This window comes from Streptococcus macedonicus ACA-DC 198, assembly GCA_000283635.1.
GTDB lineage: Bacteria > Bacillota > Bacilli > Lactobacillales > Streptococcaceae > Streptococcus > Streptococcus macedonicus.
This window is the reverse complement of sequence record HE613569.1, coordinates 2,098,277-2,120,759: the sequence shown is the minus strand read 5'-3', so window position 1 is coordinate 2,120,759 and position 22,483 is coordinate 2,098,277. Positions and strand designations below refer to the sequence as shown.

General features: G+C 36.0%; 24 protein-coding genes, 2 pseudogenes and 1 other annotated feature. Of the genes and pseudogenes, 19 read left to right on the top strand and 7 right to left on the bottom strand.

The annotated features are described in order from the left end of the window. Positions 1-40: 40 nt before the first annotated feature. Positions 41-913, bottom strand: a complete 873-nt coding sequence (locus SMA_RS10495; RefSeq protein WP_014295509.1) for a YitT family protein — start codon at positions 911-913, stop codon at positions 41-43. A gap of 217 nt (positions 914-1,130) precedes the next feature. Next, positions 1,131-1,338, top strand: a binding site (T-box leader). A 53-nt stretch (positions 1,339-1,391) separates the two neighbouring features. On the opposite strand from SMA_RS10495, the gene trpS reads away from it, so the two are divergent. From trpS to SMA_RS10480, 3 genes are all read left to right on the top strand, one after another. Beyond that, entirely contained in the window at positions 1,392-2,414 is a 1,023-nt protein-coding gene (gene trpS / locus SMA_RS10490; RefSeq protein ID WP_014295508.1) for a tryptophan--tRNA ligase, read from the top strand. A 258-nt stretch (positions 2,415-2,672) separates the two neighbouring features. Continuing rightward, on the top strand, positions 2,673-4,154 hold the full coding sequence (gene guaB / locus SMA_RS10485; protein WP_014295507.1) for an IMP dehydrogenase: 1,482 nt from the start codon (positions 2,673-2,675) through the stop codon (positions 4,152-4,154). A gap of 240 nt (positions 4,155-4,394) precedes the next feature. Continuing rightward, positions 4,395-5,261, top strand: a complete 867-nt coding sequence (locus tag SMA_RS10480; protein ID WP_014295506.1) for a GRP family sugar transporter — start codon at positions 4,395-4,397, stop codon at positions 5,259-5,261. Positions 5,262-5,323: 62 nt separating this feature from the next. Here the strand turns inward: SMA_RS10480 and recF are convergent, their stop codons facing one another. From recF to SMA_RS10465, 4 genes and pseudogenes are all read right to left on the bottom strand, one after another. Beyond that, positions 5,324-6,418 carry a DNA replication/repair protein RecF gene (gene recF / locus SMA_RS10475; RefSeq protein WP_014295505.1) on the bottom strand — a complete coding sequence of 365 codons (1,095 nt, stop codon included), beginning with the start codon at positions 6,416-6,418 and terminating at the stop codon, positions 5,324-5,326. Positions 6,419-6,420: 2 nt separating this feature from the next. After that, positions 6,421-6,798: a S4 domain-containing protein YaaA gene (gene yaaA / locus SMA_RS10470; protein ID WP_014295504.1), complete on the bottom strand. Its 378-nt coding sequence runs from the start codon at positions 6,796-6,798 to the stop codon at positions 6,421-6,423. Between the two features lie 123 nt (positions 6,799-6,921). Continuing rightward, positions 6,922-7,044: pseudogene (locus SMA_RS11730) on the bottom strand (tyrosine-type recombinase/integrase); the annotation flags it as partial. 201 nt (positions 7,045-7,245) lie between these two features. Continuing rightward, positions 7,246-7,686, bottom strand: coding sequence for a hypothetical protein (locus SMA_RS10465; RefSeq protein ID WP_223246343.1), 441 nt, complete (start codon positions 7,684-7,686; stop codon positions 7,246-7,248). A gap of 220 nt (positions 7,687-7,906) precedes the next feature. Between SMA_RS10465 and SMA_RS12335 the strand changes: the two are divergent. The 3 genes and pseudogenes from SMA_RS12335 to SMA_RS12325 form a co-directional block, all read left to right on the top strand. Then, positions 7,907-8,062 (top strand): annotated as a pseudogene (locus tag SMA_RS12335) (GntR family transcriptional regulator); the annotation flags it as partial. Then, the gene (locus SMA_RS12330) at positions 8,039-8,371 is read left to right on the top strand and encodes an FCD domain-containing protein (RefSeq protein ID WP_257646470.1); all 333 of its coding nucleotides are present in this window, start codon (positions 8,039-8,041) and stop codon (positions 8,369-8,371) included. The pseudogene SMA_RS12335 and the gene SMA_RS12330, both read left to right, overlap by 24 nt. Before the next feature lie 3 nt (positions 8,372-8,374). After that, complete coding sequence (locus SMA_RS12325) at positions 8,375-8,536, top strand: hypothetical protein (protein WP_229024997.1); 162 nt, start codon at positions 8,375-8,377, stop codon at positions 8,534-8,536. Positions 8,537-8,633: 97 nt separating this feature from the next. Here the strand turns inward: SMA_RS12325 and SMA_RS10455 are convergent, their stop codons facing one another. Then, positions 8,634-9,470 (bottom strand): YitT family protein, encoded by an 837-nt coding sequence (locus tag SMA_RS10455; protein WP_014295503.1) that lies wholly within the window; start codon positions 9,468-9,470, stop codon positions 8,634-8,636. A gap of 75 nt (positions 9,471-9,545) precedes the next feature. Continuing rightward, positions 9,546-9,920 (bottom strand): hypothetical protein, encoded by a 375-nt coding sequence (locus SMA_RS10450; protein WP_223246342.1) that lies wholly within the window; start codon positions 9,918-9,920, stop codon positions 9,546-9,548. Positions 9,921-10,141: 221 nt separating this feature from the next. Here SMA_RS10450 and SMA_RS10445 point away from each other — a divergent pair, with 221 nt between their 5' ends. From SMA_RS10445 to SMA_RS10380, 13 genes are all read left to right on the top strand, one after another. Then, positions 10,142-10,459: a hypothetical protein gene (locus SMA_RS10445; RefSeq protein WP_014295502.1), complete on the top strand. Its 318-nt coding sequence runs from the start codon at positions 10,142-10,144 to the stop codon at positions 10,457-10,459. A 952-nt stretch (positions 10,460-11,411) separates the two neighbouring features. Continuing rightward, complete coding sequence (locus SMA_RS10435; RefSeq protein WP_014295500.1) at positions 11,412-11,741, top strand: DUF1492 domain-containing protein; 330 nt, start codon at positions 11,412-11,414, stop codon at positions 11,739-11,741. 261 nt (positions 11,742-12,002) lie between these two features. Next, positions 12,003-12,206, top strand: coding sequence for a cold-shock protein (locus SMA_RS10430; RefSeq protein WP_014295499.1), 204 nt, complete (start codon positions 12,003-12,005; stop codon positions 12,204-12,206). An 853-nt stretch (positions 12,207-13,059) separates the two neighbouring features. Then, complete coding sequence (locus SMA_RS10425; protein WP_014295498.1) at positions 13,060-13,383, top strand: ArpU family phage packaging/lysis transcriptional regulator; 324 nt, start codon at positions 13,060-13,062, stop codon at positions 13,381-13,383. Between the two features lie 955 nt (positions 13,384-14,338). Next, the gene (gene yfmF, locus SMA_RS10420) at positions 14,339-15,583 is read left to right on the top strand and encodes an EF-P 5-aminopentanol modification-associated protein YfmF (RefSeq protein ID WP_014295497.1); all 1,245 of its coding nucleotides are present in this window, start codon (positions 14,339-14,341) and stop codon (positions 15,581-15,583) included. Further along, the gene (yfmH, locus tag SMA_RS10415; protein ID WP_014295496.1) at positions 15,584-16,873 is read left to right on the top strand and encodes an EF-P 5-aminopentanol modification-associated protein YfmH; all 1,290 of its coding nucleotides are present in this window, start codon (positions 15,584-15,586) and stop codon (positions 16,871-16,873) included. It begins immediately after the preceding gene. Between the two features lie 63 nt (positions 16,874-16,936). Then, positions 16,937-17,881, top strand: coding sequence for a helix-turn-helix domain-containing protein (locus SMA_RS10410; protein WP_014295495.1), 945 nt, complete (start codon positions 16,937-16,939; stop codon positions 17,879-17,881). Between the two features lie 9 nt (positions 17,882-17,890). Beyond that, positions 17,891-18,445 (top strand): CDP-diacylglycerol--glycerol-3-phosphate 3-phosphatidyltransferase, encoded by a 555-nt coding sequence (pgsA, locus tag SMA_RS10405; protein ID WP_014295494.1) that lies wholly within the window; start codon positions 17,891-17,893, stop codon positions 18,443-18,445. After that, positions 18,442-19,284, top strand: a complete 843-nt coding sequence (locus SMA_RS10400) for an energy-coupling factor ABC transporter ATP-binding protein (RefSeq protein ID WP_014295493.1) — start codon at positions 18,442-18,444, stop codon at positions 19,282-19,284. Before pgsA ends, SMA_RS10400 begins: the two co-directional genes overlap by 4 nt. After that, positions 19,260-20,102, top strand: a complete 843-nt coding sequence (locus SMA_RS10395; protein ID WP_014295492.1) for an energy-coupling factor ABC transporter ATP-binding protein — start codon at positions 19,260-19,262, stop codon at positions 20,100-20,102. Before SMA_RS10400 ends, SMA_RS10395 begins: the two co-directional genes overlap by 25 nt. Continuing rightward, positions 20,095-20,892 (top strand): energy-coupling factor transporter transmembrane component T family protein, encoded by a 798-nt coding sequence (locus SMA_RS10390; protein ID WP_014295491.1) that lies wholly within the window; start codon positions 20,095-20,097, stop codon positions 20,890-20,892. The genes SMA_RS10395 and SMA_RS10390 overlap by 8 nt, the downstream gene beginning before the upstream one ends. Before the next feature lie 132 nt (positions 20,893-21,024). Next, complete coding sequence (gene apf, locus SMA_RS10385; RefSeq protein WP_014295490.1) at positions 21,025-21,618, top strand: aggregation-promoting factor; 594 nt, start codon at positions 21,025-21,027, stop codon at positions 21,616-21,618. A gap of 206 nt (positions 21,619-21,824) precedes the next feature. Next, positions 21,825-22,481: a transglycosylase SLT domain-containing protein gene (locus SMA_RS10380; protein WP_014295489.1), complete on the top strand. Its 657-nt coding sequence runs from the start codon at positions 21,825-21,827 to the stop codon at positions 22,479-22,481. The last annotated feature ends 2 nt before the right edge of the window (positions 22,482-22,483 follow it).

Genomic DNA, 22,483 nt, shown 5'->3' with positions numbered 1-22,483 from the left:
AAAAGCCCCAATTTTCAATCAGAGAAAGCGGGGCTTTGCATTACATTGGTAAAATGATGTCTTTTTCGTCAAGTTTATAGTATTTTTTGAGGCTAAATCCACGTCCCATAACTTGTGTAGCAGGCATAACGACGATAAAGGCAGTTTCGTCAATTTTTTGGATATTTTTTTCTAAACGAGGGACTTCTTGATGAGAAACAGTTGTCATTAGCATGGTATGATTTTCACCTGAATAACCACCAGTAACTGGAATTTCAGTGACCCCACGGTCTGCTTTTGTAGAAATATAATGTTTGATTAAATCATTTTTAGGCGAAACAATCATGATATTTCGTGATGAAGTGACTCCAAGTTGCATGCTATTAACGACATAACCAATCGTAATCAATGCAATAATAGAGTACATAACTGTGTCAATATCAAAGGCGACAAATCCCATCGCAACACTACAACCATCAACAATTGTCATTGCAACGGCAAGAGGAAGTGGTGTGTATTTATGGAGAATTTGGGTAATGATTCCTGTTCCACCTGTTGAAGAATTTCCCCAAAAGACAACTCCTAAACCAAAACCACAAACAATACCTCCAAAAAGCGCAGCTAATAAAGGATTGTCTGTTAAATTTGGCACACCTTCAGTTAGTTTAACAAAAATAGAATAAATCCATGACCCATAAACGGTTTTTACAAATGTCTCTTTTCCTAGGAAAAGCCAGCAAGCTATAAGGAGTGGAAAATTTGAAATCATAACAAAATTCCCAGTATTCCAACCAAATAAAGCTTTCAAACTAACAGCTAAACCAACAACCCCGCCAGATGCAATGTGATTCTCTAAAAAAAAACTGTTAAAACCGATAGCGGCAATAAAGGCTCCTAGTGTAACAAGCCCAAAATCAATTAATTTTTTCTTCATAATAACCCTCTTCTTTATAACAAACGATTCTATTATTGCAAAGAAGAAGATACTCGTCAAGATTTATGTGAGAGAAAGTTAATCACAATGCATAATTCTCATTTTTTAATTTTATTAAAAAGAAATTCCTGAAGAAACTGTATAATTATTCTTTCTAAGAAAGCGAGAATTTCCTAGGAAAATAGCTATTAGCTTGACAAAGTTTCTAGAATTTCATAAAATGAAGAGGATTCAGAAGAGTAATGTAAACGCGTACTTTTAGAGAGCTGATGGTGCTGAAAATCAGTAGTACCCTTGCATGAATGGGCTGATGTATATAATGAAAATAATGTTTACATTTATCTGTGAACTTTTAATAGTGGTAAGAGATGGTAGAAAATTTTCTATCAATTGAGGTGGTACCGCGTATTAATAACGCCCTCACGTAGTTTAGCTACGTGGGGTTGTTTTAATTTGAAATTAATTTTGAGGTGATAGAATGGTAAAACCAATTATTTTGACAGGTGACCGTCCAACTGGTAAGTTGCACTTAGGACACTATGTCGGCAGTTTAAAAAATCGTGTGTTATTGCAAAATGAAAACAAATACGATATGTTTGTTTTCTTGGCAGACCAACAAGCTTTGACAGACCACGCTAAGGAATCTGAAATTATCAGAGAATCAGTTGGAGATGTAGCATTGGACTACTTATCAGTAGGGCTTGATCCAGCTAAATCTACGATTTTCATTCAAAGTCAAATTCCTGAATTAGCTGAATTAACCATGTACTACATGAACTTGGTATCATTAGCACGTTTGGAACGTAATCCTACTGTAAAAACAGAGATTGCGCAAAAAGGGTTTGGAAGTTCAATTCCAACAGGATTTTTGGTGTATCCAATCTCTCAAGCTGCGGATATTACAGCTTTTAAAGCGAATTATGTGCCAGTTGGAAATGACCAAAAACCAATGATTGAACAAACACGTGAAATCGTTCGCAGTTTCAATCATACTTATAAAACAGATGTTTTGGTTGAACCAGAAGGTATTTTTCCTGAAAATGAAGCAGCTGGTCGTTTACCAGGGTTAGATGGTAATGCTAAAATGTCTAAATCTCTTGGAAATGGTATTTATTTGTCTGATGATGCTGATACTGTTCGTAAAAAAGTAATGAGCATGTACACAGACCCTAATCATGTTCGTGTTGAAGATCCAGGACAAATTGAAGGAAATATGGTTTTCCATTATCTTGATATTTTCGGACGTGAAGAAGATCAAGATGACATTTCAGCTATGAAAGAACACTATCAACGTGGAGGTCTTGGTGACGTCAAAACAAAACGTTATTTGCTTGATATTCTTGAACGTGAATTGGCGCCAATCCGTGAACGCCGCCTAGAATACGCAAAAGACATGGGTGAAGTATTCCGTATGCTTGAAAAAGGAAGTGAAGCAGCGCGTGAAGTTGCTGGTCAAACACTTTCAGAAGTTAAAGCTGCTATGGGAATCAATTACTTCTAAATAAAGTGAAGCGAAACTCTAAAGTAACAATTTTCACTTTAGAGTTTTTATTTGTTGAAAAGCATTTGTTTTAAATGAGAATTACAAAAATAATCAGTCTAATAATAGGTAGAAAATACCATGTTTTTTTAAAGGTAATTTGGAAAAAAATTGAATTTATTTTATTGACAAATGATTTTGGCGTGTTATTATAGTAACAATAAAAAATGAGCTGGGGGTTAAAATTCCCTACAAATACATAGAAAAGAGGGTTATTTAATGTCAAATTGGGACACTAAATTTTTGAAAAAAGGTTACACTTTTGATGACGTATTACTTATTCCTGCTGAAAGTCATGTTCTTCCAAACGAAGTTAACATGCAAACAAAACTTGCAAAAAATTTGACATTGAACATTCCTATCGTGACAGCTGCTATGGATACTGTAACTGACAGTAAAATGGCGATTGCAATTGCACGTGCAGGGGGGCTCGGTGTTGTTCATAAAAACATGTCTATTCAAGAACAAGCTGAAGAAATTCGTAAAGTAAAACGTTCAGAAAATGGTGTTATTATTGATCCTTTCTTCTTAACACCTAAGCATTCTGTTTCAGAAGCAGAAGAATTGATGCAACGTTATCATATTAGTGGTGTTCCAATCGTTGAAACTCTTGAAAATCGTAAATTAGTAGGGATTATCACAAACCGTGACATGCGTTTCATTTCAGATTATCACACACCAATTTCTAAACATATGACAAGTGAAAAATTGGTTACAGCTCCTGTTGGAACTGATTTGGAAACTGCTGAACGTATTCTTCATGAACACCGTATTGAAAAACTTCCTTTGGTCGATGAAGCAGGACGTTTGTCAGGTCTTATCACTATCAAAGATATTGAAAAAGTTATTGAATTCCCTAATGCTGCTAAGGATGAATTTGGTCGTCTTTTAGTTGCAGGGGCTGTGGGTGTTACATCAGATACCTTTGAACGTGCTGAAGCACTTTTTGAAGCTGGTGCTGATGCCATTGTTATTGATACTGCACACGGGCATTCAGCAGGTGTTCTTCGTAAAATTGCTGAAATTCGTCAACACTTCCCAAAACGTACATTGATTGCTGGTAATATTGCTACTGCAGAAGGAGCTCGTGCGCTTTACGAAGCTGGTGTCGATGTTGTTAAAGTCGGGATCGGTCCTGGTTCAATCTGTACAACACGTGTCGTAGCAGGTGTTGGTGTTCCGCAAATTACAGCTATTTATGATGCAGCAGCTGTTGCACGTGAATATGGCAAAACAATCATTGCTGATGGAGGCATCAAATATTCAGGTGATATTGTTAAAGCTTTGGCAGCAGGTGGTAATGCTGTAATGCTTGGTTCTATGTTTGCTGGTACAGATGAAGCACCAGGTGAAACTGAAATTTACCAAGGCCGTAAATTTAAAACATACCGTGGTATGGGATCAATTGCAGCTATGAAAAAAGGTTCAAACGACCGTTACTTCCAAGGTTCAGTCAATGAAGCTAATAAACTTGTTCCAGAAGGAATCGAAGGTCGTGTAGCTTACAAAGGTGCTGTGGCTGATATTGTCTTCCAAATGCTTGGTGGTATTCGCGCTGGTATGGGATATGTTGGGGCTGAGGATATTTTAGCACTTCACGAAAAAGCTCAGTTTGTTGAGATGTCAGGTGCTGGTTTAATTGAAAGTCACCCACATGATGTTCAAATCACAAATGAAGCACCAAACTATTCAGTACATTAATTTCTAAAATAATTAATCAAAAAAATCTCTGATGGGCTTATGCCTGTCAGGGATTTTTTGATAACCTTTACAAAGTGATAGTAATTGTGATAAAATATACAGTTGTGTTCGTTTTGAAAATAAAAATTTCTTTTATTTTTTGAAAAAGCGTTTTCATATATAAATGAACGATTAATTTTATATTTACAACAGTGTAAACCTTATTTACTTAGCTGTAAAACATACTGTAAAGGAGAAAAAATGCAAGGTATTTTATATGCATTGATTCCCATGATTGCATGGGGAAGTATTGGTTTTGTCAGCAATAAAATTGGTGGTAAACCAGATCAACAAACATTAGGAATGACTATTGGAGCACTTTTATTTGCTTTTGTCGTTTGGTTATTTGTCCAACCAGAAATGTCAGTATCACTCTGGGTATTTGGAATTATTGGTGGTATGCTTTGGTCCATGGGACAAAATGGTCAATTCCGTGCTATGCAATACATGGGTGTTTCTGTGGGGAATCCATTATCAAGTGGTGCTCAATTAGTTTTCGGTAGCTTAATTGGTGCAATCGTTTTTGGTGAATGGAGTAAACCTGTTCAATATACTCTTGGTATCATTGCTTTAATTTTGCTTGTTATTGGTTTTTATTTTACAAGTAAGCAAGATACTGAAAAAGTTGAAACGAATAAATTGACTGATTTTGGGAAAGGTTTCCGTGCTTTAACTTATTCTACTGTTGGTTACCTTTCTTACACAATCTTATTCAACAACATCATGAAATTTGATGCGTTGGCAGTTATCTTCCCAATGGCTGTTGGTATGGTTATTGGAGCAATGATGTTCATGAAATTCAACGTTAAATTTGAAACAGTTGTTATCAAAAATGCCATCGTTGGTTTGATGTGGGGTGTTGGTAATATCTTCATGCTATTAGCTGCTGCTAAAGCTGGTTTAGCCATTGCTTTTAGCTTCTCACAATTAGGTGTTGTTATTTCTATCATGGGTGGTATTCTTTTCCTTGGTGAAACAAAAACACGTAAAGAAACACGTTGGTTGGCAATTGGTATTGCTTGTTTTGTTCTTGGTGCTGTTTTACTAGGAGTTGTCAAATCTTATTAATCGTTGACAATGTTGTCAACTTATCTGTAAACACAACAAAAAGCTGGCAAACGCCAGCTTTTTTAATTTTCTTGAATGTTACCTTGATTAACTGTAAAGATTTTTAACTCGTCCGGAAGCTGTGATAGGTGGTCGAGGCTTGTTGTTGTAATGAAGGTTTGAACGTTTTTATTAATAATCATTTTTAAGAGTTCGGTTTGTCTGTAATTATCAAGCTCGCTCATGACATCATCTAAAAGTAAAATAGGATAATCACCAGTTACTGTTTTTATTAACTCAATTTCAGCCATTTTTAGTGATAAGATTAGGCTACGGTGCTGACCTTGGCTGCCAAAATTTGCTGGCATATCATTGATGAAAAATTCTAAATCATCACGGTGGGGACCAACACTTGTATTCTTTTTGAAAATATCACGCTGATGATTTTTTTGTAAAGCTTTTAAGAAAATTGGCTTAATGTCATCCTTTTCTTGGAAGAAAACAGATGATAGATAATGGATACTAAGATGTTCAATACCGTTTGAAATGGCATAATGATAGCGGTCGGCTTCTTTTTCTAAATTAGAAATGAAATCTAAACGATGTTCCATGACACGGCTACCAAAATCAGCTAATTGCTCGTCAACCACAGCTAAAAAATCAGTATCAACTTTTTCAGCCGTTTTAAGATAAGTATTACGCTGTTTTAGCACGTGGTTATAATTAGACAAATCAGCTAAATAAATCGGCTTTATTTGCCCTAAATCAATGTCAATAAATTTTCGACGAAGGCTTGGAGCGCCTTTGATGAGTTGTAAATCTTCAGGTGCAAAAAGAACAATGGTCATTACACCAATATAGTCTGATAACTTAGCTTGTTTTAGATGATTGACTTTTGTAACACGTCCCTTACTTGAAAGACTAATATCTAAAGGAACAGTACCACTTGAACGTTGTAAAATACCAGAAACCAGAAGTTCTTTGGCATCAAAATGAATCAACTCTTTGTCTGTCCGTGTGCGGTGGCTGCGGGTGAGAGAAAGGAAATAAATTGCTTCTAAGAAATTTGTTTTTCCTTGAGCATTTTTTCCGATGAAAACATTAAGTCCAGGAGAAAATTCAAGCTCACTAGTCAGATAGTTACGATAATTTTTTAACGTTATTTTTTGAATCCACATGCTTAAGTTCCTGGAAAACGAACGGGTTTACGTTCATTTATTTGTTTTGTTTTTCCTTGATTTTGTTTTTTAACTTTTTTATTTTTTTGATTGAGCTCTTTGACAATAGCAGCGACACGTTCTTTTTCAGCAATTGCTTCTAGGTGCTCTTGTTTTTCAGCTGATGTTGGTTCGACAATCTGAATCTCAACATTTTCTTCGGGAATGGTGATGATATCGCCGATACGAATTTTTTTGCCACGACGTTTTTCATCTTGACTATTAAAGAGAATAGTTGTTTCTGCTAAATACCCTTTTATAGCCCCACCACTTTGGATAATACCAAGTTCTTTTAGTAATGCTTGTAATGTGATATAGTCATCAAATAATTTGTATTCCATTGTTTTCTCCATTTTATAATTCAAGTAATTATAACATATTTTAATTTATAAAGCTTATAAACGTTTATTTAATAAGGTTTTTTTAGGTGTCTTTACACCTCTCTTTTTTGGTTATGTTGACATTTATAAATTTTTAAGAGCTTTTTCACAGTAAAAGACCGCTTCTTTTTCTTTCTCTTTTGATAAGTGGATATAATTGTCTAGAGTCATTGTAATATTGCTATGCCCCAGCTTTTGCCACTCTTTTGCGATGGTGACCATCGCCGTTTGGAAACGGATCCCATTTTGCGAAAAATTATCGGTGGAGACCATGGCGATCGGAAGAGCCCCTGATTGAAGACGATCCCATAAAAAGCTAGCCAAAATGCTCATTGTATGGTTGACCTGATGAGGACCCGCAGCGAAATCCGCTTGGACGACAGGTAAAAAAATTCCCCTGACTGTCTTTTAAGCCATAGTCTTTTTCCCATAGCCTTTTTCTGTGATCGTTACGGTAACCAACTGTAGTGACGGCTCACGAAATACTTTGCGTATTTGCTCATAACTCGCAGCATGGGAAGGATGGCAATAATAACTAGCTGCCGTTGACTGGAGCAATTTTTTCTCCAACCGTCCCCCTTCGTGCATGATCACTTCTAAAATATCATTCTCGTAAGGGGCATATACTTGATCAATCACCTGTTCATCAAAGGTTTCACAAACGACGATTCCTTTTGTCAGCGCTTGTTGATCGATCAACGTTTGGGTAACCTCTGCGTGAAATGCCCGATACAAATTTCCCCCACCAAAGTGTAGCCATTGAAACTGAGTATCTGATTGATCCGTCACTTCTTTGGGAACGATCGGCATCGTAACTCCTGCCTGCTTCAAGGCAGCAAAATCAAACATCCTACTTTTTCTTGAAACTGATATATTATTATTCCAGTTCATTCTATTCTGAATTGCAAGCCTTTACAAAAGGTTATTCAACTTATATATTAGTTTTATTACTCAAAACTATCCCTAGGTACCTTCCTTCAGAGTTTTTCTTTAGAAGGTAATTGAATGCCTGATACAGAAAGAAGCGTTTATGTTGAACCCTACAAATTTTTAATCACAAGCTTATGAATCAATCAAAGAGTTGATCTTAACCGCCAAACTGATTCCCGGTCAAAAAATATCTGAAAAGGAATTGGAGCAACGGCTAACCATTGGCAGGACGCCGATCTGTGAAGCAATTATTCGTCTGCGCCGTGAAGCACTGATCCATGTCGTTCCCCAAAGCGGCACCTATATTTCTAAAATCAGTATCAAACAAATTGAAGAAGCTCGTTTTGTCAGAGAGACGCTTGAAAAAGAAGTATTCGTAGCTACCTGCCAAGCCGTTACAGAAGAACAGCTGAAAGAACTAGAAAAACTCGTTATTTTGCAGCGGACCTATGCCCAATTGAAGGATGAAATCGAGTTTTTCCAACTCGACGAGGCCCTCCATCAGTTGATTTATAAAATCGCCGACAAAGAAAATGTCTGGAATTGGCTACAAACGATCAATCTGCCTTTAAATCGCTTCCGCTTCTTACGTTTAGAGGTGTAGGAATTGTCTTGGGAAATTATTTTGCGGGATCACGAAGAAATCTTAGCCACTTTAAAAGAAAAAGACCAAGCCAAAATTGCTCCCTTGGTCGGACAACACATTGATGTCATTGATAACGATTTAATTTTTGTGGAAAAGGCCTTTCCCGATTACTTTACAGAGTAAAGCTATTTGAAAATCATGGACCCTAAAAACCACCCTCTTCGAGTAGATAGCCTACTTGACGAGGGTGGTTTCATACGCTGAACATGCGAGAATACGCTCATTCGATTGGGTGATAACTAAAGCCTTGCCCCAGTACTTCTGAGACATTATTGACGATCACAAACGCTTTTGGGTCAATGGTCTCAATGATTTGTCTGATCTGTATAAACTCTTGGTCGCTGGCCACGATCAGCAACACTTGCTTGTCGGCTTGCCGGTAACCGCCTTGGGCAGCCAATAGAGTGGCACCACGAGCTGTTTTATCAAAGACCGCTTCTCGAATCTCATTCACGTGGTTCTCACTTAAGATCATGATGGATTTCTTCCGGTTAAAGCCCGTTTCAATGTAGGTCATCACACCAGAGGTGATCACGATCGATAATATCGCAAACAAGAATTCTTCAAACCCGAAAACGAACAAGTTCATGGAGACCACAATCGCATCGGTCGCTAGCAAGCCAATCGCTGGATTCAAATTAAAGTATTTCTTGAAAATCAGCGGTGGAATCGTTGTACCGCCGCTGGAAGACTGATTTTTGTACAAAATCGCTACTCCTAAAGCAAAAATTGCACTGCCAAATATCACGGAAAGCAGTCGGTCTTTGGTAACCATATATTCTGGGACTAAGGCAATTGCTACTGGAAAAGCAAAACTACCATAGAGGACTTTCAAAAAAGTCCCCTTCCCTAAGAAAGCATAGGCCAGAATAAGCATAAAAATATTCAACACCATAATAACAGCTGCTCGATCCCAACCGAGTGCTGACTCTAATAAAATACCGATTCCGCTGGTACCGCCAGCTGCCACATGATGCGGGCCTAAAAATAAATTGATGCTTGCCGCTAGCAAAAAAAGTGCTGCGGTAATTTTTCCATAAGTTTTCAGAATTGTCATTTGTTTCCTCTTTTCTCTGTCATTTTTACAAGTTGATTCCGTCATCGACCGCCTAACAGCTATTCTTACTCCTCACTATAACGCCCATTTGATGTCTCCGACAAAATTTATGTTTAGCCAGAGGAAATAACCGGAAATCTGTTGGCTGATTGCTCGATTTAATCGTTCTCGCAAGGTATCTTGCCGCCCTACTGTATCGAGAGGAGTTGCAGGTAAAATCACTACATCTAATTCCACAATAACTTGATTACCGACTTTAGCGGTACGTAACACAAAGTTCACCACTTCTTCTGCGCGCAATTCTTTTTCAACGATTGTCATGATCGTTTCTCGCAGTTCTTCTTTTGAAGTAGAAAAAGTCAATTCTAAAATCGCTGCTTTCAACTCTTTTATCGAAAGCTGGATAAAGAATAGGGTGATCCCGATGGAGATGATTGGGTCGACATACATCGCGAAATCTCCATAGGGACTGGCTTGAATCAGCCAGGACAAAAGAAATGAAACACAATAACCATTTTAAATAAATAGGCAGGCAAGTCATTATTAAAAAGGTTTTATGTGTCTATTATAGCAGATTTTAAGTATTTTACCCAGACAGAGAGCGAGAACTCTTAAAACTAACAAGGAAGTATACAAGAAAAAACATTAAAAGGCGACAAGGAAAAATAACTATGAAATTTAAATGCGTAGAAAACAAGGCAAATCCATTTAGCTTAGACCATTATACAGATGAACAAAAAGCGGTCTTTAAAAAACGAGATGAAACCAAAAAAAGAGCAGAGGAATTTTTCAAAGCAATGTACGCCCAATCAACGGCTTGGGTGATCGTTGCTAGTGTAATGGTTACGTACCACAACATTTATACAGATTGGGCAGAAACCTTTGAGCAGGCTTGGAACGCGTTAGGTTATGAGATTACAACTGATATTGTTTACAGAGAGGTTAATGGTTTACCAGCAAAAAGTAGAAAAGAAGAGGTTAAAGCATGATATACCAAGAAATTAATTTACCGATATAGGCGCAGTTGCTTATTATGGTTATTCTTATTCTAATTGGCATTGAAATAGCTAAAATCAAGTCTGTAGAAGCTCTAAAAGAAGTTAAGGAAAATACCTGACAACCATGTTAAAGAACGGTATGGGTCTTATATTCAATCACAGGGACGATATTATAATTAAGGAGACAGACCATGACAGATCAAAAGTTAAATAAAATGACTTATTCAAGTCTGTAGACAGTGATAATGAGTATCAAGGTTTTAAAGAAACATAAAAAAATTTATTTTAAGTGGGGCATGGGACCTCCTCCGCCTTCATTGCCAAGGTTCAAGCCGTCACTGTACATTTTTTCTCGCGTTATAACTTTTATAGGAGATGTATCATGGCAGAAATCCAAATAAAATGTGTTAGTATGTGGACAAGCCTTTATAAGCCATACAAGAAATGCTTGTTATTGTAGTGCTCATTGTAGGCGGATAGAAAGAGGTCAGAAGCGTAAACAGTGGGAAGATAAGAACAACTATCGTGAGTTACAACGTAACAGAATGAAATCACGGCGAGAACTTAAAGCAGCACAACAAATTAAAAGTAACCCTCAAAAGAGTGTAGTGTTTCTTGAAAAAAGGAAGAGTCGTAAAGAACTAATAGAGTTTTGGGAAAATTATAAACAAGATATTTTAGAAAGTGAGTCACCCTACTTTTAAAATCCTACACACACTGTTGGCGGTATTGACATTCATGACGTTGATTTTGTTGAAAAAGTTGTTCAGCAACTAAGAGGATAACGAAAAAGGACTGATAGTTTTTAACCTACAGTCCTTAATTATGACTATGACAAATACAGCTCATATAAAACCGTCTTCTGTTTATACAATCTAACTATGATTATATTACTAATTAGTGATATAATATAACTAGTGAATTGCAAAAAATGTGGTTTTTTATGGATTATAAAGAATTGGATAAAAAGTTAAAAAATATTAAAAAAATAGATAGGGAAATTCAAGTTATTCATTATGAAATTCAATACTTGGAAGAGGGGCTATTTAGGAAAAGTTCTTTTACAAATACTAAAGTGACAGAAAGCCAAACCAAAGATATTGGAGATGTTTATGTTACTAAAACGGAGCGTAAAGAAAAACTTTTAAAACGTATTGAAGGTTTAATGGCTGAACGCGAGCCTCTTGTTAGTTTGATAGATGACAAATTGGAAGACCCAGAACAAAGAGCGGTTTTAAAGATGTTCTTTTGTAGCAACAAAAATTTTTATTAAATCTAAGATTTCTTCGAAGTAGCTGACAGAACTTTGTTCCGATTAAAGCGACAAGCACTTCCAGAATTAGCTAAGCAGATTTAAAATATATCACTCAATGGTTCTTTATAATTTGGTAAATGAGAGTTTAGTCTTGACTTATAGTGACTTTTCTGTTAGAATAACGAGTGTAAATAAGATTTGGAGTTTAAGTAATAGGTAGTATCTTTTGTTTTTCCTCTTAAATATTTTTACAAATTTATATAAAAAAGAGGTAACTCAATGGTACAAGGTACAGTAAAATGGTTTAATAAAGATAAAGGTTTTGGCTTTATCTCTCAAGAAATTGGGGATGATGTGTTCGCACACTTTTCTCAAATTAAATCTAATGGTTTTAAATCTTTAGAGGACGGTCAGAAAGTTCAGTTTGACGTTGAACAAGGAAAACGCGGACTTCAAGCAGTCAATATTATTAAAATTTCTTAACGTTTAAGGGGAGCTATTTTGATAGCTTCTTTTTTATTCGGAAATACCCATTGATTTTTAATGGGGCTTGGCATTGTTCGTGTTCTACAACGCTGCCCTCTTCCGTGCGAAAAACCCTTTTTGATTTTTCTAGCACATTATTATTAGCCCCTAAAATACCCTATATGACGTTTTAAGTGATTGGGGTATAAAAAATTATATCGTCTGAGTGTTTAAATTACCCCCGACCCTATCTCGTGCCAAGGAGAGCCACCACAAGGTGTTTGCTTATATCGCAGACCAATTTTTCAGGTTTTTAAGGGGTGTCATCACTTGCATTGAGTTTTGTTGTTGTGCTATTTGTTAGGTAGCTAACAATTGAATTCGTTCCGTTTTTAGATATTGTCAATTTGTAATGGAAGTAGTAGAATAAAGGAGCAAGGAGGGGATGTCTTTTCATGTCTGAAGCATTTACAATTTTCTACACCTACTTGCATGCGGTCAGTTTGTTCTTTTATCGTTGAAAAGTCAAAACCTTTAAACTCTAAATAAACTTTTTCATATAGTTACAATTCTTTGACCGCAGGCGCTCCACTATTGGGGCGCTTTTTAGGTATCAAAAAAAGACTATGGGTAAACCACAGTCCGAAAGCGAATATTTGGTAAATGTAGAAAAAAGCCCTGTCACGCAAGCCCTCGTAAATATGAAACGCTACTAATATCATAACATTTTCTATATTTATTTTGCCTTTGTGCCAATACATATATTATAGAACAAAAAGGTAGAGCCGTCCCACGCCTACCGCAGACAAGTCTGTTTCAAGGGGCGTTAGAAAGGTTCTACCGGCTTACATTATAGCACAGGAGGCAGATAATGAAAATAGATAAGAAATTGACAAAGAAAAATGCTTATGAGGTTTTAAAATTGTATCGACGATATTCACGTATGGCTGGAGAAGAACTTATACCAAAAATAACAGATAACTACCTATTTGAGCTTAAAGTGGTAGAGTTAAATAGCAAACTGGAAAGGCAGTTACAAGCCTTTAAGGAACTACAGGAAATTACAGAAGCTATCAATAGCGTTGATAAGCAATATTTAAGGCAAATTCTTATTGAGAAGTATTGTAAATGGCACAATAAGAAAGATTATATCATCTATGATGAACTGATGATGTCAGAGACTAATTTTATCTGAAATTAGAGTGTGGGGTTCTTGAATTTGTTAGACATTATAAAAATGGTGAATTGTTAGTGTTTTCTTTAGAGCAACTCACGGGCCACAATCAATTCTAAGCCTCACAGATAGCTTGTAGAATAGACTACAGCAATCATTAAGACTTTCCGAGGGTAATTATACCAGACCAATGTTTTGTGTCTGATTTAACGACTGTAGAACGTGTCTAGGAGCAAAAGAAAGGTACCGCCCTTTTTGGACGGTACTGGTGACAAATAAAACTCGAAAAAGTGGATAAGTGAAAACCACTCATCAAATGAGCGGTTGATATCACACGTAAAAAGAGTTTTTACTTTATCCACGTCTAGTATTTTAACACAGAATAAAAAATTTTCAAGAGAAAGAGCCTTGCTAGTTGCAAAGCTCCAAAATCAGAAAGTGCGATACATGAACGAATTTAGTTTATCAGTATCTAAAAAAGTTATCAAATAAGATTATCAAGAACAACTATATTATACCACAGCCAAACTAAAGCCAAACTAAAAAAGCACCTTTTGGGTGCTAGTTTCTTGCCTGCTGAACTCGTAAAATTCTGTAAATCTGCTTTTTTGTTGACATTTTTTTCGTTGCGTTTTTGCTTTTCCCTTTTCCTAAAGGGTTTTCAACGTTGATTTGGTTGACATTACACTAATGTCAACCATGGATTACAGTAAAGTAAAGATATTGATTTAACAACGTATTGCGCATGAATTGTCAATCACTTTCAATCATTTTGTAAACTTGTTATTAAAAATTTGTTGGCATTTTATAGAATTCTATGAATATCTATGTAAACCTACTTTGTAAAAAATCCTTATTTTAAAAGGCTTTAGAGGTGTAAAGCAATCAATGAAAAAATGGGACATTAATTCAAGTAATTATAACATAAACGTGGTATAATCTTGATAATAATGTGTTTTTTAGTAAGGAATTTGTAATGAAATTAGTTGAGGGTGTTGAATTACATCTTATCAAAAGCGAAAAATTTAAAATGAATCATCTGACTTTTCGTTTTTCTGGTGACTTTAGTCAAAAGACAGTTGCTCGCCGTGTTTTAGTCGCGCAAATTTTAGCGACAGCCAATGCGGAATATCCAACAGCTCAGCGTTTTAGAGAGCGTTTAGCTAGTCTTTATGGTGCAACGTTGTCAACCAAAGTGTCAACCAAGGGACTAGTCCATATCGTTGACATTGAGTTGGCTTTTATCAAAAATCAATTTGTAATGACAGATGAAAATCTTTTGGAAGAAATGATTGATTTTCTTTATCAAAATTTATTTTCTCCGCTTGTAACGGTTGAACAATATCAGTCTAAACTTTTTAATATCGAGCAGACTAATTTGATTAATTATTTGAACGCTGATAAAGACGATAGTTTTTATAGCAGTGAGTTGGGGCTTAAGAAACTTTTTTATGAAGATTCTGCTTTTCAAACTTCAAAATATGGAACAGCCGAATTAGTAGCCGCTGAAAATTCTTACACGGCTTTTCAGGAATTTCAAAAAATGTTGCGAGAAGATCGTTTGGACATCTTTTTATTAGGTGAATTTGATGATTATCGTATGCTACAGTTGTTTAATCGTTTTCCGTTTGAAGAACGTCATAAATATTTAGTATTTGACTACCAACAAGAATTTACAAATGTTATCAGACAACAATTTGAGACTAAAGACGTTAATCAATCAGTTTTACAGCTAGGTTATCATTTTCCAATACGCTATCAAGATGAAGAATACTTTACACTACTAGTCTTTAATGGGCTGTTTGGAGGTTTTGCTCATTCTCGTCTATTTACAGAATTACGTGAGAAAGAAGGCTTGGCATATACCATAGGAAGTCAATTCGATATTTACACAGGTTTACTGAATATTTACGCTGGAATTGACAAAAAAAACCGAAATAAAACACTTCAATTAATCAATAAGCAATTTTCGGATATTAAGATGGGGCGCTTCTCTAAATCACTTTTAAAACAAACGAAAAAAATGCTGAAAGTCAATTTAAAATTGTCTTGTGATTCTCCAGGAGTAATCATTGAACGTGACTACAATCATCAGTATCTTACAGGTAATTTTAGTGTTGATAAGATAATTGACAAAATTGACAATGTTAGTAAAGAAGATGTTTTAAAATTCACAAGAAAAGTAAAATTACAGGCACTTTATTTTTTGGAGGGAAAATAAATGACAGAATTAAAGGAGCAAATTTTTTCAGAAATAAATGAAAAAATTTACTCGGCTGAGTTAGAAAATGGATTGAAAGTTTTTCTGATTCCAAAACAAGATTTTCAAGAAAGTTGTGGAATGATGATTGTAAATTTTGGCTCTCTTGACACGAAGTTTACATATGATGGACAGTTCAAAAAATATAACGAGGGGGTTGCTCATTTTTTAGAGCACAAATTGTTTGAATTGGAGGATGGACAGGATGTTGCGGAGCTATTTACTAATGCGGGAGCAAATAGTAATGCCTTTACAACGTTTGACAAGACTTGCTACTATTTTTCTGCGGTTGACAATCTAGAAGAAAATGTGACACTTCTTCAGCAGTTTATATTAGAAACCTCCTTTACAGAAGCCTCTGTTACGCGTGAAAAAGATATTATTGGTCAAGAAATTGACATGTATCAAGATGATGCAGACTACCGTCTTTATCAAGGAATTCTTGAAAATTTATATCCTAACACTGCCCTTGCTCAAGATATTGCTGGCACGCAAGAAAGTATTGAAAATATTTCTGTGGCAGATTTAAAAGAGAATCACAGTATTTTCTACTCCCCACAGGAAATGACGTTGTTGCTTGTTGGAAATTTCGATAAGGACTTGCTATTTAATCAAATCAAAAAAGAGCAAAAAGAAAAGGCAAGTAAAAAACACGTTGTTAAACGACAAGGTTTGGTGTATGAGCAGGTAGTGCCGAAAAAGAATATTCAAATGGATGTCACTCAACCTAAATTGGCAATTGGTTATAGAGGAGCACAGTTGCCAAAGGGAACTTCAATTTTACGTCAAGAATTGGCGTTGCGATTATTCTTTACCATGTTGCTTGGCTGGACATCAAAACGTTATCAGCAGCTTTATGAAAGTGGACAGATTGATGATTCCTTTGGTTTTGAAATTGAAGTTTATCCAGATTTTCAGTTTTTGATTATTTCTTTAGATACTTTGGAACCAATTGCGATGGCAAATAATATCCGTCAATATTTGAATAAAGTATCTCAATCAAGCGATTTGGACGATTTATCAGAAGAACACTTTAAAATTGTCAAAAAGGAATTGTATGGCGATTTCTTCAAAAGCCTAGATTCTATTGATAACTTATCAGCGCAATTTATTAATCATTTATCAAAAGATGAAACTTATTTAGAGGTTCCAAAACTATTAGCAACGTTAGATTTTGCAGAAGTCTTGAAAATCGGTAATGATTTCTTAACACATGCTGATGCAACAGAATTCACAATCCTGCCAAAATAAATCGAAATACTTTCTAAAATTTGCTATAATAGACCTGATTACATTTTATTAAAGGAAACCTGTATGAGAGAACAAACGATTGGTGAGATTTTAAGAGAAGCTCGGGTGGCAAAACACCTGACATTAGAAGAAGTTGAAGAAAAAACAGCGATTCCTTCGCCACATCTTTTGGCTTTGGAGCTTGAACAATTTAAATTAATCCCTAAAGATAAGATTGAAACTTACTTACAACAATATAGCGAAGCTGTTGAGCTTGACACCGCTGATTTGTTGGAAAAATATCATGAACAAGAAGTTGATTCATCAGATGAGGAGCAAAAAGAGCACGTAGTAGAATCTACCACTACTAATACTGAGAGTATTGCGAAAACGCCGCAAGATGAAACAATTAGCATTGCAAAATCAGCTAGCGATGATAGCTTTATTATTGGCTCACGCTCAAACCGTTACAAAGGAAAAGAAAAAACAAATTCTTACCTTCCGATTGTGATGCTTTGCTTGGTAGCCTTGGGAATTTTAGCTTTTGTTTCTTTCGTGACTTGGAATCAATTGCAAAGCGATAGCAATAACGCAAGTAAAAGCTACTCCGTTGTCCATAGCAGTAGTTCAACAACGACAGACTCAACATCATCAGAAAGTTCTTCTTCAACAAGTGAGTCATCATCTTCTGAGGAAGATACTTCTTTGAAAATGTCAACTGAGGGAAGCGGCAATAGCTTGACAGTAAACTTGTCAAATGTGACAGATAGTTTAACTGTTGAAATTAGCTTATCTGGTGCAGACAGTAGTTGGGTGTCTGTGACAAATTCAGAATCTAATGATTCTGGTACTCTTCTTTCGTCAACTGGAACAACAAGTTATACTGCAGTTCTTCCTTCTGGAACAACAAGTTCTTTGATTACTTTGGGAGTTACTGAAGGTGTGACAGTAACCATTGATGGACAAGAAGTTGACACTTCTGCATTAACAAGTACAACGCTAAGTTATATTACAATTAATATTCAGTAAGGTAGAAAAATGAAAATCGATTTTACAAAAAAAGAAAACATTCCTAATTTATTCACATTAGGACGTATCGTGATGATTCCGCTCTTCATTCTTATCCTTTGTTTCGGGAAGAGCTTGACAGGGCATGTTGTTGCTGCAATTGTTTTTGCATTGGCAAGCATTACAGACTATTTAGATGGTTATCTTGCAAGAAAATGGCAAGTTGTTACTAACTTTGGTAAATTTGCTGACCCATTAGCCGATAAAATGTTGGTAATGACAGCATTTATTATGCTTGTTGAATTAAAAATGGTTCCTGCTTGGATTGCTGCTATCATTATTTGTCGTGAATTAGCCGTTACAGGACTTCGTCTTTTACTTGTTGAAAATGGTGGAACAGTCTTAGCAGCTGCTATGCCTGGAAAAGTCAAAACATTTACACAAATGTTTTCAATTATTTTCTTACTATGCCATTTTTCAATCATTGGCACACTTTTACTTTATGTGGCATTGATTTTTACCATTTATTCAGGATATGATTACTTCAAGGGAGCAAGATTCCTTTTTAAGGATACATTTAAATGACATTGAATAGTATTGACGTTAAACATTTAAAATTTAAATATGACGATAATCAGGACAATTACACCTTGGATGATTTATCGTTTCACGTGAAACAAGGTGAATGGTTGTCTATTATTGGGCACAATGGTTCAGGAAAATCAACAACAGTTCGTTTGATTGATGGGCTGTTGGCCGCTGAATCAGGCGATATTTTTGTTGAAAACGAGCTTTTAACGGAAGAAAATGTGTGGAACATTCGTCAGAAGATTGGAATGATTTTTCAAAATCCAGATAATCAATTTGTTGGAGCAACCGTTGAGGACGATGTCGCTTTTGGACTTGAAAATAAAGGAATTCCTCTTGAGGAAATGCAGTCACGTGTTAAAGAGGCACTTCAATTAGTTGGAATGTCTGACTTTGCTGATCGTGAGCCGTCACGTCTTTCTGGCGGACAAAAACAACGTGTTGCGATTGCTGGAGTAATTGCTATGCGTCCGAATATTATTATTTTGGACGAAGCAACAAGTATGTTAGACCCAGAAGGTCGTTTAGAATTGATTCAGACGATAAAAGAGATTCGTGATCAGTATAATATGACGGTTATTTCTATCACTCATGACTTAGATGAAGTTGCATTGAGTGACCGTGTGTTAGTCATGAAAAGAGGAAAAGTTGAGTCAAGCTCAACACCGCGAGAACTCTTTGCTAGAGGAGAAGAATTATTGACGTTAGGACTAGATATTCCTTTTTCAGCCAAACTTATCTCTACTTTAAAAAATAAAGGGTTTGAGTTTACAAACAATTATCTTACGGAAAAGGAATTAGAAGATCAGTTATGGGAATTACTCTTGAAAGCGTAAATTATACTTATCAAGCAGGGACACCTTTTGAAGGGCGTGCCCTTTTTGACATTAATCTTAGTATCAAAGAGGGCTCTTATACCACTTTTATTGGACATACTGGCTCAGGTAAATCAACGATTATGCAGCTATTAAATGGGCTTAATGTGCCTACAGAAGGCGCAGTCATCGTAAATGATATAAAAATTACAGCTGACTCTAAAAATAAAGACATCAAACCTGTGCGTAAAAAAGTAGGACTTGTTTTTCAATTTCCTGAAAGCCAGCTTTTTGAGGAGACTGTTCTTAAAGATGTCGCTTTTGGTCCACAAAATTTTGGTGTTTCCATAGAAGAAGCTGAACAACTAGCACGTGAAAAGCTAGCTATGGTTGGCATTAGTGAGGAATTTTTTGAAAAAAATCCATTTGAATTATCAGGTGGTCAAATGCGCCGTGTTGCGATTGCTGGTATTTTAGCCATGGAACCAGAGGTGCTGGTCTTAGATGAGCCAACAGCAGGCTTAGATCCTAAAGGGCGTCGTGAGCTTATGAGTTTATTTAAGGAATTGCATCAAAATGGTATGACAATCGTTTTAGTAACCCACTTGATGGACGATGTGGCTAATTATGCGGATTATGTCAATGTCCTTGAAGGTGGAAAATTAGTTCGTTCTGGTTACCCTAAAGAAGTTTTTCAGGATGTTGATTTTCTTGAAAGCAAACAACTTGGTGTGCCAAAAATCACCAAGTTTGCTCAGCAGCTTGTAAAACGTGGTCTACAGCTAGAAAGTTTACCAATTACTATAGAAGAATTTGCAGAGGTGGTGAAACATGGATAAATTAATACTCGGACGTTATGTTCCAGGAAATTCTTTGATTCATCGCTTAGATCCACGTAGCAAACTTTTAGCAATGATTTTGTACATTGTTATTGTTTTCTGGGCTAATAATGTGGTGACAAACATTATTATGGTTGCATTTACCTTGATAGTTGTTTTGCTATCGAAGATTAAGTTGAGCTTTTTCTTAAAAGGTGTTCAGCCAATGATTGGTATTATTTTATTCACAACTTTGTTTCAAATGTTTTTTACACAAGGTGGTCAAACCTATTTTCAATTTGGTTTTCTTAAAATAACAAGCTACGGTTTTAGCCAAGCAGTTTTGATTTTTATGCGTTTTGTATTAATCATCTTCTTTTCAACCTTGCTGACTTTGACAACAACACCGTTGAGCCTTGCAGACGCTGTAGAATCACTTCTAAAGCCTTTTGTTCGTTTTAAGGTTCCTGTACACGAAATAGGCTTAATGCTCTCACTAAGCCTACGATTTGTTCCAACCTTGATGGATGATACGACACGTATTATGAAGGCACAGCGAGCGCGTGGTGTGGATTTTGGAGAAGGAAATCTGATTCAAAAGGTAAAATCAATCATTCCAATCCTTATTCCGCTTTTTGCATCGAGTTTTAAACGAGCAGATGCTCTTGCTCTTGCCATGGAAGCACGTGGTTACCAAGGCGGAGATGGACGAACTAAATACCGAATTTTGCAATGGCACCTAAAAGATACTTTAGCTTTAATAGTGTTAGTTATTTTAGGAATTTTGCTATTTTGGCTTAAGAAAAGCTAAAGCGCCCTATTTGTAGGCGTTTTCTTTATCTTAATACAATCTAATTGTAATAATTTTAATAAAAGACTAAAGCTCAGGTAACATTAACCCTGTATTATATATCCTATACTAATTTGTAAAAAGGAGCATATAATGCAAAAAAATACTTTAAAAAGTAAATCGAAAACTATTAAGTTAGGAGTTGCTAGCGCAGCTTTTGCAGCAGCACTGATCGCCCCAGCAGTCGCTAATGCAGATTCTTACACAGTTAAATCAGGTGATACTCTTTCTGAAATTGCCTCAACTTGCAATACTACAGTTGAACAATTGGCATCATTAAATAGTATCTCTAACGTTGACTTCATTACTGTTGGTCAAATCTTAGAATTGGATTCAACAGCTTCAACAACAGAAACTACAACTTCAGCAGCTACTACTGATGATTCATCATCAGCAACATCTACTGCTGCAAGTACAGATACAACAACAACTACAAGTACAACTTATTCATCAAACTTGAGCTCAGCAGATGCAGCCGCTAAAGAAACAATCGCACAACGCGAATCAAGTGGTAGCTACACAGCTCAAAATGGTCAATACTACGGACGTTACCAATTAACGATTTCTTACTTGAATGGTGACTTATCAGCTGAAAACCAAGAACGTGTTGCAGATGCATACGTTGCAAGCCGTTATGGTTCATGGTCAGCAGCCCTTGCCTTCTGGAATGCAAATGGTTGGTATTAAGATTTTAGATAATTAGTTAAAAAGATTTGAGAGAAACTCTCAAATCTTTTTTGTTTGCTCAAAATGGCTTTAAAATAGTATTTTTCAGGAGAATTGGGGTAAGTTTCAATGTTTTTGTAACATTTTTAACATATTTTCAATCTCCGAGTAACAATTAAATTATACGATAGAAAAAGGAGTTCTAGAGAGGTATATAGTTTATATTTATGTATAGTAGGATTGCTAAAGCAAAACAAAGAAAAATAAGAAATATTATCGTTAGCGTGCTCGGAGCAACTTTGAGCTTGGCTATGATTATTTTCCTTATTCCAAAAATAGAATTATTCTCAGATACGTTTACAACACATGCTGAGGCAGAGGTTGTTAAATCAACATCTACAAGTCTTTCATCGACTTTAAATCAAACAGTAACAAGTACAACATCATCTGAGTCTAGCTCAGCAGAAATCAGCGAGGTGTATGAAGAACCTGCTACCGAAGAAGCTACTGAGGTAGAAGAAGTTTACACAGAATCAGAAGAGCCAGTTGTTGAAGATACGACTGCGACAGAGTCAGCTTCTTATACGACAACAACAAGTTCAGAAGTAGTTGATGCAACAACAGCATCAAATGGAAACACTGCTGGTACTGTCGGTACAGAAGTTGCAGCGCAAATGGCAGCAGCAACAGGTGTTCCTCAATCAACTTGGGAAGCAATCATTGCACGTGAATCTAATGGTGATCCAAGTGTGACAAATGCTTCTGGGGCATCAGGTTTATTTCAAACAATGCCTGGTTGGGGGTCAACAGCAACTGTTCAAGATCAGATTACAGCTGCTATAAACGCCTATAATGCTCAAGGCTTATCTGCTTGGGGTTATTAAGC